The 12,650-nt window shown below is 46.0% G+C and carries 10 protein-coding genes; 6 read left to right on the top strand and 4 right to left on the bottom strand.

The genetic code is table 11. The annotated features are described in order from the left end of the window. Positions 1-229: 229 nt before the first annotated feature. Positions 230-1,630, top strand: coding sequence for a TldD/PmbA family protein (locus O9295_RS15250; protein ID WP_288033663.1), 1,401 nt, complete (start codon positions 230-232; stop codon positions 1,628-1,630). Between the two features lie 120 nt (positions 1,631-1,750). Here the strand turns inward: O9295_RS15250 and tatA are convergent, their stop codons facing one another. Continuing rightward, on the bottom strand, positions 1,751-1,927 hold the full coding sequence (gene tatA, locus O9295_RS15245; protein ID WP_288033660.1) for a twin-arginine translocase TatA/TatE family subunit: 177 nt from the start codon (positions 1,925-1,927) through the stop codon (positions 1,751-1,753). Positions 1,928-2,108: 181 nt separating this feature from the next. On the opposite strand from tatA, the gene O9295_RS15240 reads away from it, so the two are divergent. Next, entirely contained in the window at positions 2,109-4,262 is a 2,154-nt protein-coding gene (locus O9295_RS15240) for a polyribonucleotide nucleotidyltransferase (RefSeq protein ID WP_288033657.1), read from the top strand. A 136-nt stretch (positions 4,263-4,398) separates the two neighbouring features. Here O9295_RS15240 and rpsN read toward each other — a convergent pair whose 3' ends face one another. Further along, positions 4,399-4,701, bottom strand: coding sequence for a 30S ribosomal protein S14 (gene rpsN, locus O9295_RS15235; RefSeq protein WP_045358860.1), 303 nt, complete (start codon positions 4,699-4,701; stop codon positions 4,399-4,401). Positions 4,702-4,862: 161 nt separating this feature from the next. Here rpsN and O9295_RS15230 point away from each other — a divergent pair, with 161 nt between their 5' ends. Then, positions 4,863-5,402, top strand: coding sequence for an NUDIX hydrolase (locus O9295_RS15230; protein ID WP_287169802.1), 540 nt, complete (start codon positions 4,863-4,865; stop codon positions 5,400-5,402). Here O9295_RS15230 and O9295_RS15225 read toward each other — a convergent pair. After that, a complete protein-coding gene (locus O9295_RS15225; RefSeq protein ID WP_002759616.1) occupies positions 5,395-5,577 on the bottom strand; it encodes a hypothetical protein in 183 nt (60 codons plus the stop codon). The genes O9295_RS15230 and O9295_RS15225 overlap by 8 nt on opposite strands. A gap of 186 nt (positions 5,578-5,763) precedes the next feature. On the opposite strand from O9295_RS15225, the gene O9295_RS15220 reads away from it, so the two are divergent. Together O9295_RS15220 and O9295_RS15215 are read left to right on the top strand one after the other, a co-directional pair. Beyond that, entirely contained in the window at positions 5,764-7,989 is a 2,226-nt protein-coding gene (locus O9295_RS15220) for a glycosyltransferase family 2 protein (RefSeq protein WP_353851867.1), read from the top strand. Positions 7,990-8,160: 171 nt separating this feature from the next. Beyond that, positions 8,161-9,729, top strand: a complete 1,569-nt coding sequence (locus tag O9295_RS15215; RefSeq protein WP_288033653.1) for a hypothetical protein — start codon at positions 8,161-8,163, stop codon at positions 9,727-9,729. A 40-nt stretch (positions 9,730-9,769) separates the two neighbouring features. On the opposite strand, the gene O9295_RS15210 is transcribed toward O9295_RS15215, so the two are convergent. Further along, the gene (locus O9295_RS15210; protein WP_288033651.1) at positions 9,770-10,516 is read right to left on the bottom strand and encodes a DUF4079 domain-containing protein; all 747 of its coding nucleotides are present in this window, start codon (positions 10,514-10,516) and stop codon (positions 9,770-9,772) included. Between the two features lie 395 nt (positions 10,517-10,911). Between O9295_RS15210 and O9295_RS15205 the strand changes: the two genes are divergently transcribed. Then, positions 10,912-12,402, top strand: coding sequence for a UDP-N-acetylmuramoyl-L-alanyl-D-glutamate--2,6-diaminopimelate ligase (locus O9295_RS15205; RefSeq protein ID WP_288033649.1), 1,491 nt, complete (start codon positions 10,912-10,914; stop codon positions 12,400-12,402). The last annotated feature ends 248 nt before the right edge of the window (positions 12,403-12,650 follow it).

Here is a 12,650-nt window from a genome sequence, read left to right as displayed (position 1 = left end):
TATCAGTTATCAGTTAGAAAGGGGATATAGGGATTTAGGGGTTTAGGGAAATTTCAGCCAAATGCCCCACTACCCCATCACCCCACTACCCCATCACCCCACTACCCCATCACACCCCACACCCCACACCCCATCACACCCCACACCCCACACCCCATCACCCCACTACCCCACACCCCACACCCCACTACCCCACACCCCACACCCCACACCCCACTTCCTAATTCCTATGACCGATACTCTAAACGATTATAAAAACCTGATTAGTGAACTGATTAACCGTTATCAAAACCGCGTCGATTTCCTGACAATTCGTCTGGAAGAAGCGCGGGGGACGAATATTCTACTACGTTCCGAACGAGTGGAAACCCTGAGCGAAGGTATTGCTATCGGTGGTCAGGTACGCGCTTGTTATAAAGGAGGTTGGGGATTTGCCAGCTTTAATCAATTATCCAGTTTACAGGAACGATTAGAAGATGCGATCGCTGCTGCCCGTTTAATTGGGGAAGAAGAAACCCTGATTGCTCCAGTAGAACCTGTAATTATTAGTTGTGAATTGCCTTTAACGGGAACGGATCCCCGTTTAGTACCATTAGCTGATAAAAAAGCCCTCTGCGATCGCTATAATAATTTACTGCGTCAACACCATCCCAGTATTGCCACCACTTCCGTCCGTTACAGCGATAGCAGTCAACATATTCTTTTAGGCACTTCTGACGGGACTTTAATCGAACAAAAATGGTCAGACGTAGAAATGCGTTTTTCGGCCACCGCTAGGGATGGCGACAGCGTACAAACGGGCCGGGAAACCACAGGATCCCGAAAAGCTTTCGAGGATCTGGTCAATTTAGAGGAACAGGTGCAAGGGTCGGCTAAACGGGCTGTACAAGCCCTAGTTTTGCCCCCTGTCAAGGGCGATACCTACACCGTCGTCATCGACCCCATTTTAACCGGTCTGTTCGTCCATGAGGCTTTTGGCCACCTTTCCGAGGCAGATATGTTATACGAAAATCCTGACCTTTTGGAAGTGATGAGTATGGGCAAACGTTTCGGACCGGATAACCTGCAAATCTTTGACGGGGCAGGTCCAGAAGGTCATCGGGGCAGTTATTTTTATGACGATGAGGGAACCCCCGCGACGACGACTCAGTTAATTAAAGATGGGGTTTTGGTGGGAAGACTGCATTCGCGGGAAACGGCGGGCAAATTAGGCGAAAAACCGACCGGTAACGCCCGTTGTCTCAATTATCATTATCCGCCCATTGTCCGCATGACCAACACTTGGATTGAACGGGGAACTACTCCCGTTAAAGAGTTATTTTCGGGGATAAAAACGGGAGTTTATGCCCAAAATTGGCAGGGAGGCATGACTAACGGCGAAATGTTCACTTTTAGCGCCGGGGAAGCTTGGATGATTCGCGATGGAGAAATTGCTGAACCCGTTAAAGATGTGACTCTCTCCGGTAATGTCTTTAAAACCCTAGCCAATATTGAGGCAATTGCTGATGATTTCTACTGGGACGAGTCAGGAGGCTGCGGAAAAGGGGGTCAAAGTGGTTTACCCGTCGGCTGCGGTGGACCCAGTCTCCGTATCCGCGATGTGGTCGTGGGGGGAGAAGCAGATATTTAAGGTAATCAGTGATCAGTAAACAGTAATCAGTAATCAGTAAAGAGTGAAAAGACAGTGGGAAACTACTATTTAATACTGATAACTGATAACTGCTGTAGCGGAGTTTCATCCTGGCGAAATCTATCTCATCTTCTCATCACTGTCTTCAATTTCTTGATTATCTTTATTGATTTCTTCTTTAAATCCCCGTAAAGTTTTCCCCAAAGCTGCCCCAAATTCGGGTATTTTTTTCGGTCCAAATATCAGGAGAACAACCACAGCAATAATTACTATTTCTGGCCAACCTAATCCAAACATAATCTTGAAAGTAAAAAGTAAAAAAAGAGAAAGGAGTCAGAATTTAGGAGTCGGAAACTTAACGGTAATAACTGATCACTGATAACTGATCACTGAATACTAAACCTGCTGGAAAGGGGGACAAAAAATGCTAGGATTGCCACAGCACAGAGAAAAGTGAAAGAAAGGAATATAGCTTTACATGGAAGAGTTTGACAAGTCAATATCCTTTGATGGCAGGGATATTCGACTAAAAATAGGGCTTTTAGCCCCCCAAGCTGGCGGTAGTGTTCTGATCCAATCGGGAGAAACGGCGGTTTTAGTGACAGCAACCACAGCCAAAGCCAGAGAAGGAGTAGATTTCCTGCCCTTGACCGTTGACTACGAAGAAAGATTATACGCCGCCGGGCGCATCCCGGGAGGATTTTTGCGTCGTGAAGGTCGTCCCCCGGAAAAAGCAATTCTGACCGGTCGTTTGATCGATCGCCCCCTGCGGCCTCTATTCCCCAGTTGGCTACGGGATGATATTCAGGTGGTCGCTACGACCCTCTCAATGGATGAGGAAGTACCCCCGGATGTTTTGGCCGTTACCGGGGCTTCCGTGGCGGTTCTGTTGGCAGGGATTCCCTTCCAAGGACCGATGGCAGCGGTGCGCGTCGGTTTACTGGGGGATGAATTTATCATCAATCCCACCTACAAGGAAATCCATAACGGAGAATTGGATCTAGTGGTGGCCGGTAGTCCCGAAGGGGTGGTGATGATCGAAGCGGGAGCTAATCAGTTACCAGAACGCGATATTATTGAGGCGATCGATTTTGGTTATGAAGCGGTCCGCGACCTGATCACCGCTCAACGGGAATTGATCGATCAGTTGGGTATTCCCCTCGTGACCCGAGAAGCGCCGGCAGTAAACGAAACCGTGCAGAATTTCCTGAAAGAACAAGCTAAAGAGGAAATTAAACAGATTCTCTGTCAGTTTACCCTCAGCAAAACCGAACGGGATGAGAAATTAGCGGCGATCGAAAATCGGATCAAGGAAACTATCACCGCTCTCCCCGATGAAGATCCCTTAAAAGCTCCAACGCTGGAAGAACCAAAGTTAATCGGTAATCTCTTCAAGGATCTGACCAAAAAACTGATGCGCGCCCAAATTATTGAGGATGGGGTGCGGGTTGATGGTCGCCAACTGGACGAAGTACGCCCGATTTCTTGCCGGGTGGGAGTTTTACCCCGCCGGGTTCACGGTAGCGGTTTGTTTAATCGCGGTTTAACCCAAGTGCTTTCGATCGCCACCCTGGGCACCCCCGGTGATGCTCAGGATTTGGGCGACGATCTCCATCCCGAAGATGAAAAACGCTATCTTCATCACTACAATTTTCCACCCTTTTCCGTCGGTGAAACCCGTCCCATGCGTTCTCCCGGCCGTCGAGAAATTGGTCACGGTGCTTTAGCGGAAAGAGCGATCGTACCTGTCCTTCCCCCACAGGAGGAATTTCCCTATGTGCTGCGGGTAGTGTCGGAAGTCCTCTCTTCTAATGGTTCCACCTCCATGGGTTCCGTGTGCGGTTCCACCCTGGCGCTGATGGATGCCGGTGTTCCCCTGAAAAAACCCGTTAGCGGTGCGGCCATGGGTTTAATTAAAGAAGGGGAAGAAGTGCGGATTTTGACCGATATCCAGGGTATCGAGGATTTTCTGGGAGATATGGACTTTAAGGTGGCTGGCACTGATTCCGGCATCACCGCTCTCCAGATGGATATGAAAATCCCCGGTTTAAGCATGGAAGTGGTGGCCAACGCGATCAAACAAGCTTTACCGGCCCGCAAACATATCCTAGAGAAGATGTTAGCGACCCTAGAAAAACCGCGCACGGAATTATCTCCCCACGCACCCCGGTTATTGACGATCAAGATCGATCCGGATCTGATCGGGTTAGTAATCGGGCCGGGTGGTAAGACGGTTAAAGGGATTACTGAACAGACTGGCACGAAAATCGATATCGATGACGATGGTACTGTCACCATTTCCTCCACCGATGGGGAACAGGCCGAAAAAGCTAAACGACTGATCTACAATATGACCCGCAAACTCAATGAGGGTGAGGTTTATCTCGGTCGCGTGACTCGCATTATCCAAATCGGCGCTTTTGTGGAAGTTTTGCCAGGAAAAGAGGGAATGATCCATATTTCCCAATTGGCCGAGGGACGTGTCGGCAAGGTCGAAGATGAAGTGGCCGTGGGGGATGAGGTGTTAGTCAAGGTACGGGAGATCGATAGTAAAGGTCGTCTCAATCTCACCCGTCTCGGTATTCATCCCGATGAGGCCGCCGCTGCCCGTAAAGCTGCTACTGTAGTCTAGGTAAATTTTCTATTCATGGTTAACTCTCGATCGCTCGATCGAGGGTTTTTTTTATCGCTAAAATTGCCTAAAAACGGCAATAGAGACGCAAAAACCACGCCTCTATCCCAGTATTTTCCCTAGATATTGTTTCTGACTACCAGCTAGACTTGACCACACCGGGTAAAAGACCTTGGTGGGCCCATTCCCGTAAAACGTTGCGGGATAAACCAAAATCGCGATAGTATCCTCTCGGTCTGCCGGTCGTTAAACAACGGTTGCGGTGACGACTGGGGGCGCTATTGCGGGGTAATTCCTGTAATTTTTGGTGAATTGCCAGTTTTTCTTCAAAATCTTCGGCAGTACGGAATTGTTCTTTTAGTTCCGCTCTTTTAGCTTCGTATTTTTGTCTGAGACGATCGCGTTTTTTCTCGCGTTCTACCATCGATTTTTTTGCCATGGGGTTTCTCGAAAAAGATTTAACCTGTAAAGACAGCATTTCCCATTATAACCTGAATCTCTCCTTGGCCGTTAGATGATAATTCTACCCGCTTCCTAACACCGGTGACAAAAGCAACATTTGTTGATATTAATTCTTAAAGTCCTAGTTGAAAATTTTCCATGTCTGAACCGCCTCAATTTCTCCAACAACGTCTTTTTTATCAAGGTCGCGTCTTTCAATTTGAAGTCTCGAAACTGCGTTTACCTAACGGTGTCGAGGGAGAATGGGAATGTGTCCGTCATCCGGGTGGCGCTTTAGCAGTTCCAATCACCAAGGAAGGTCAATTGGTTTTAGTACGTCAGTATCGATTTAGTTTGCAAGCTCGAATTCTGGAATTTCCCGCCGGGACGATTGATGAAGGAGAAGACCCCGCTACGACGGTAAAACGAGAATTAGAGGAAGAAGCGGGCTATCGGGCGCACAATTGGCAATCTTTGGGTAAATTTGCCCTGGCACCCGGTTATTCCGATGAATACATCTATGCTTTTCTAGCCCAGGATCTGGAAAAATTAAGCTTGCCCCCCGCTCAAGATGTCGATGAAGATCTGGAAGTGGTTGTTATGAGTTTTGAGGAAATGGAGTCAGCGATCGCACGGGGAGAATCGATCGATGCTAAAACTATTACTAGCTTCTATCTGGCCCGTTTAGCCCTTAATTAATCTTTTCAATCACCGCTTGTCCTAGTTGAATCAACTCAAAACCGATAAAAAGGCTTAAAATCACGGTGACAGCCTGATTAAGCAGGGGTATATTGCCTTTGCCTAGAGCAGAAGCGACGAATTTGACCACAACTAAAACGAGAGCGCTAACAACGGCGATTTTGACGGCTATCATAGATTAATTTTTCCTCACGGTTAACCGAAGTATACTATTTCTACACTTTTTCTTGCCAGTTTCATCTTCGGCTTGATACAAAATGTAGCATTTTGGTGGAGAGCGCTCCTGTCATTGCCAAAAATGCACAGGTTTTTGTTAAGAATTGTAAAATGTAGTTAGATTTATTTACTCAGAAGGGGATTTATGTCTAACCAAGAGTCGATTTTTCCGTTCCCTCAAAAACCAGTATATTACTCCGTATTCAAGTCGATTTTAGCGATAATATCAGTTATTTTAATTATGTTAGCAGTGATCGGCGGGCTAATGATGGTCAGTTTATCATTATGTTGGCCAGAACACAATATTGATCGATTAATCCTTGGCTTAGTAGAAGATTTTTTAAATCCATTTGCTTGGATTAAAGTTCCCACGGTTGCTCATAGCTATCAATTATTATTACCCACAGTTATCCTGCTAATTTTTACGCAGTTAATCATTTTATTTTCTCCGCGTCCGCAAGTTTGGTCAAGATTAGTCATTATTTCTATCACTCTAGCTATCACCCTGCGCTATCTACTCTGGAGAATTCTGGCCACCTTAAATCTTTCCACCCCTCTCAATGGCTTTTTTAGTTTACTACTTTTAGTCCTTGAGATGATGGTTTTAAGTAGTAGCATGATTCAGTTAGTTTTAGTCTTAACCACGAAAGATAGACGCAAAGAAGCTGATTTTTATAGCCAAGCAGTGATCAATAAACAATATTTGCCCACGGTAGATATCTTGATTCCCACCTATAATGAGCCAGCCTTCATCTTAAAAAGAACTATTATCGGTTGTCAAGCCCTTAATTATCCTCATAAAAATATTTATATTCTCGATGATACCCAGAGGTCAGAAATTGATCAATTGGCAGAAAAATTAAATTGTCATTATCTGACTCGTGAGGATAGAAAAAACGCTAAAGCAGGCAATTTAAACCATGCTCTCAGACAAACTCAAGGGGAATTAGTGGTAGTTTTTGACGCAGATTTTATCCCTTGTCGTAACTTTCTAGAAAGAACTGTTGGCTGGTTTCAAAACTCCAAAATTGCCCTAGTGCAAACGCCCCAAAGCTTTTATAATGCCGATCCTATCGCCCATAACTTAGGTTTAGAAAATATCGTTACTCCCGACGAAGAATTATTTTATCGTCATATCCAACCGGCTAAAGATGGGGTGGGTAGTCCTGTCTGTGCTGGCACTTCTTTTATTGTCAGAAGAAAGGCATTAGAAGAAGTGGACTACTTCAATACAGAATCTATTAGTGAAGACTATTTCACTGGGATTGCTATCTCTGCCCAAGGTTATGAAGTTATTTACTTAAATGAAAAACTCAGCGCTGGTTTATCTGCCGAAAGTTTATCCGCTTATTTACGGCAAAGATTGCGCTGGGCAAGGGGAACTTTACAGGCCTTTTTTATCAAAGCTAATCCCCTGAAAATTGCGGGACTAACCCTACCCCAAAGATTGGCACACTTAGAAGGACTTTTATCTTGGTTTTCTCCGTTGGCTCGTTTATTTTCTCTACTTATTCCTCTCCTTTATACCTTTGGTTATATCGTACCTTTGAACATTACTATCGATGAGACAATCTATATATTTTTACCCTACATGATGCTGCAGTTAGCCACTTATCACTGGTTAAATTCTCGCTCGCGCTCCATTATTTTTTCTGAGGTACTATCGATGATTATTTGTGTACCTACAGCCCTAACAGTTCTCCATGTTCTTTGGAAACCCTTTGACAAAGGATTTCAGGTGACACCGAAGGGAATTGCTCGTAAAAATTATCAATATAATTGGCGTTTATCCTACCCATTGCTCTTTTTTCTCACCATTACTTTAATTAGTATTTTCTTTAATTTACGCCATCACAATTATCAAGCAAGTCCCCTAAATTTTGGCTTGATTTTGGCTATATATAATGTGGTTATTATCATCACTGCTTTAGTGGCTTTATTGGAAGCTCCCCTCGCCCTAGAAACTCAATACCAATTGCTGGAATATCCTGTTAACTTGATAACAGAAGCGAATATAATTATACAGGGCAATCTGAAAAAACTTTCGGAAATAGGAGCAGAAATTCACCTGAGGGAACCCATCTACTCAGAACAATTACTCCTAGATATTTTAGGCGAAGACTTGCGCTTATCTGCTCATATAGTCAATCTAGAAAAACGAAGAAAAATCTGGCAAGCAACCCTTAAATTACAGCCACTTCCCCTATCAGACCAGAGAAAACTAATTACTTTTCTATTCTGTCGTCCCCAGCGCTGGCCAGTGAAAAATACGGCAGGAGAATTACAATCCCTTTGGTTGTTAATTATCAGCTTTTTTCGGGGGATAGGCTTGATTTGTCGGGCAATTCTGAATCGAAAAACAGCCCTTTAGTTCAGTCAAAAATCGAAAATACTTATCGAAAAATTAATGACTGATTATCGTATCAACTGGCTTTTGTCTGTGATTTTACTCCCATGGCTATTCCTGTATTATCACAGTTGTCACTTGAGCAAAACTTCACAGTATTATAATAGAAGTAACCATTCTTAGATGAACTGGCTTATGAACAATCGTTTATGTCTTCACCTGATGGCTAATAAGGAAAAAGGGTTTGCCTTGCCTCTTGCCGTGTTAATTGGACTTATCCTGATGGTGACAGGAATGACTATGATCATGCGCGCCCAAGGGGACCAATCGAAAGTAATTGCCCAAAAAGCCCGGGCTGATAGTTTAACAAGTTCCGAAGCGGGGCTGGCTCGCGTGCAGGATCTACTCAATAGCGTTCGAGTTATGGCGACGGTTGATAGTAATTGTACTTCCGGCGATTGTTGGCAGACCGCCGAAGTGGTTGCTAATCCCAGTCCAGGTTTACAAACAGATTTAAAAAGATTAGCCATTGCCACCGCCTGTGGTGATACCAGTCGTGATAACGAAATTGCCAACAAAATCCTCGCACCCACAGGACAACGGGCAGAAAATCCAGGATTAAGAGATTTAGCTAGTGGTGAATGGTTTCAGTTCCAGTTGAATGATAATCGTTATTATCGCGTGGTGGGATACGATTATCGTATTGAGACTGGCATGGGAGTTCTCACCCTGGAAGGACGTTCCCGCAAAAGTGCCGAAAAAGACCTAACTAATACTGATAGCAATAGAGATAGTGGCGATAATGCCGCCTCCCGTAACCGTGTGGTCGTAACTATCCCTATCAATCCTTCCCCTGCCCTCCCATTCACTCGCAGCACGCTCCCGGCTTTATGGGTAAGCGAGGGAGCCACGGAAAATGCGGGTGAAACTGCCCAGATTACGGTCAGCAATGCCAAGTATGGTGTCGGTGCTAAATTTCAAGGGGATGTGGTGATGAGCGACCCCACAGTATTTGACGAGGCGACGGCAACTTTGCGACCAAAGCTAGAATGTTTTATTAGCACGGACAAAATTCAACAGCCCACACCTGCACCTAATACCCCCTACAAAGCGCAATTTGTTGTCGGTGTGACTTTGCCCAATTTACCAGCAATTCCCACCGCATCCAGCCTTCCCTCTGTGCAGCAAGGCCTAGTACTTACCAGTTCTGAAACTTTTCCCCGATCGGGAGACACCCCATCTTCCAGCGGAGTGTACGAGTATATCGTTAATAATATCAACTTGAGTGGTAGCGATAAGATTACCATTACTCCAGGGGAACGGGTAGCTTTCTATGTTAAAGGTAATATTAACGGTGCGATCGAACACGATTGCAGCAGTGTTAGCCCACCCACGGTTTGTAAACCGGGCAATCTACAAATTTATGCCCATAATGACCCTACTATTTTAGGTACCGCCGCGCCGCAAATTTGTCTGAGAGGCAACCAAAGACTAGAAGCGTTTATCTTTGCAAAAGAATATTCCCTCGGTAAAACTGATACTGGTACTTTCATCGGTGCAGCTTGGGGTAGAAATTGGGGCAAAATTTCAGGCTGTGCCTCACCTAACAATACTGTGGCTGTGACCCAAGGGGTAGAATGGACTGACTTAATCCAACCCAACCTGAATCCAGGCCCCTTAAACACTTTGCCCCAACTTGGTAAGATTGCCAATTGGTGTGAGGAACCCATCGATACCGCTGCGGGTAAATCTGAGTGTGATTAATTTCCCGACTGCTTCACCCTCTCCCAGTCCCTAAAAAAGTTTAACTTATCGGGTTGGTGGGGGGGGTTGAGGATTTCGGTTCAGGACAGGTTTTATTGGCGAAATCACAGCGATAAATTGCCGGTTTTTGCCAACTGAGGGGAATTTCCAGCAAATCCCTGGAACCGGTCATGGCTTGTCCCAGAAAGAGAGCCAGAGCAATACAATTGAGAATTGTATGGGCGATGCGCCAACGATGGGAACGGTCTTTATAGATATCTTCAACAATGGCCAGAGAGAAAATCATCAGTAATGATGCGGCCATGCCGATATAGTAGTGGGACCAGTACCATTGGGCCGAGAGTCGCCAGACCCCATCCTGAGAACCGATAATAATTAAACCGATGCCGGTCAAGGTGGCAAAAATTCCGCGCCAGAGAGCTTGTCTAGCGCGGTAGAGACAGACCAAAGAGGCAATGGTGACAAAAAACATCAAAATCACAAAAATGACCTGAAAGGAGTCTAATTTTCCGTGTTTTTGTTGATCGACAAAACCATTAAACCCGTAAACGACCGAGTAAGCTAGTGCTAACAGGTTAACCCCTACCACTGTACCCGTTAACCAGCGGCCTAAGCGTAGATGTTGCGGCCCGACCACTGGGGGAATTTTACTTTTATTTCCCGCAGCCGTTTCTAAGCGACGTTGACGGGTTTGCCAAGCAAAGTTAACTACGAGGCCGATAATAGGGAAAACGACCACTATCCCTAGGACAGGATGAATGAGAGCCAGAAAATCGACGAATTGCATATAAATATCCCGAAAATAGTCAGCAGAAAATCGTCAATAGTTGACAAGCTATAGCCTTGTTTTTTTTAGCTTATCGCAGATATCAGGAGGCGGTCGGCAAAAGGCAAAAGGCAGGAGATAGGGTGATAGGGTGATAGGGTGATAGGGTTTTGGGGTGATAGGGTGATGAGACAGCTTCCCCATTTCCCCACTACCCCACTACCCCACACCCCACACCCCACACCCCACACCCCACACCCCACACCCCACTACCCCACTACCCCACTACCCCACTACCCCACTTCCCCACTTCCCCACTTCCCCACACCCCACACCCCCACTTCCCATTTCGGACTAGGAACCTCTTCGATGATCGGCTAATCTAAAAGCAGCAATCCTTAGATTCAATCCTGACTATGAAACTACAAGAACTTTTAACAACTATCCCTCTGGTTTCCCCGATTTCTTCTCCTATCGCTTTAGAAACCGAGATTACAGGAATTTCTACTAATTCTCATGCTTGTCAACCGGGAGATTTATTTATCGGTTTACCCGGTACTCGCGTCGATGGGGGCGAATTTTGGCGTTCCGCTTTGGAAACCGGGGCCGTAGCGGCGCTTATCTCCCCGGCAGCCGCAGCTAAATTTCCCCCCCCGGAGGATGCTTCGGTAATGGTTGTGGCAGATTTAGTTACTGCCGCTGCTGCGATCGCTGCTAAATTCTATCATTATCCGGCCCTTACCCTAAAATTAATCGGTGTGACGGGAACCAACGGCAAAACCACCACCACCCATTTAATTGAATATTTTCTCAGCCAAGCAGAGATTCCCACCGCTTTATTCGGGACTCTTTACACCCGTTGGCAAGGATTCCAAGAAACCGCTAATCATACCACCCCTTTCGCTAACGAGTTACAAGCCAGTTTAGCCAAAGCGGTGAGCGCCGGCAATGAAATCGCCGTCATGGAAGTTAGTTCCCATGCACTGGCCCAGGGACGGGTACAGGGTTGTACTTTTCCCGTGACGGTGTTTACCAATCTCACCAGAGACCATCTCGATTATCACCTCGATATGGAGGATTATTTTGCCGCTAAAGCTAAATTATTTAGTCCCGATTATCTGCAAGGTAAGGCGATTATTAACCTTGATGATGAATATGGTCAACGTTTAGCGGCCTCCCTGTCTCCCCAACAGGTTTTAACCTATAGTGTGTCCGATGCTAGTGCCGATTTTTATACTAAGGATTTACAATATCAACCCACGGGAGTTGAAGGGGTGATGGTGACTCCCCAAGGAGAAATAGCCTTTGCTTCTCCTCTGGTGGGCCAATATAATCTGGCTAACCTCTTGGCGGCGGTGGCGGCAGTGTTAGAATGTGGTGTAGATTTAGGGAAAGTAATCGGTCAAATTCCCCAGTTTTCAGGAGTACCGGGGCGGATGGAACGGGTTAGCACCGCTCCCGACCAAGATATCAGCGTCATTGTCGATTATGCCCATACTCCCGACAGTTTAGAGAATGTTTTAAAAGCAACACGTCCCTTTATTTCTGGTCGGATGATTTGTGTTTTTGGTTGTGGCGGCGATCGAGATCGGACAAAACGGCCGTTAATGGGGAAAATAGCGGCCGAATTAGCAGATTTAGCCATAGTTACCTCCGATAATCCCCGCACAGAGTCTCCCGAACGAATCCTTCAGGATATCGTCGCTGGCATTCCCCCAGAAATTACCGTGCAGGTAATTAGCGATCGCGCTTTGGCCATTGACAGGGCCATTCAAGCAGCGCAACCGGGAGACGGAGTAATTATTGCCGGTAAAGGTCACGAAGATTATCAAATTTTGGGGACGGAAAAAATCCATTTCGATGACCGCGAACAGGCCCGGGCCGCTTTGATAAAAGTGAAAAAGTGATGAGGGATGATTAATTGTCAAGAAAAGCTAACATTAGTTGACCGAAAATTTGGGTACAAGCCCCGCCATGCCCGCGCAGGGTCGGGCGGCTCCACTTAAATAGGGTTTGCGGCAAAAAGTTTTTCCTAGGGGCAGGGTGTAGGGTGTGGGGTGTGGGGTGTGGGGTTTTACCGATTTTGAGGGGGTCAATTACCTAATTTTCAGGGAAAAAGTCCCTGAATTTACCCCTGATCACTCCCATATCTGGT

This window comes from Microcystis sp. LE18-22.4A (assembly GCF_027531105.1).
Lineage (GTDB): Bacteria > Cyanobacteriota > Cyanobacteriia > Cyanobacteriales > Microcystaceae > Microcystis > Microcystis aeruginosa.
Note: the sequence above shows the minus strand (reverse complement) of the source record. Positions and strands in the feature narration are given on the sequence as shown.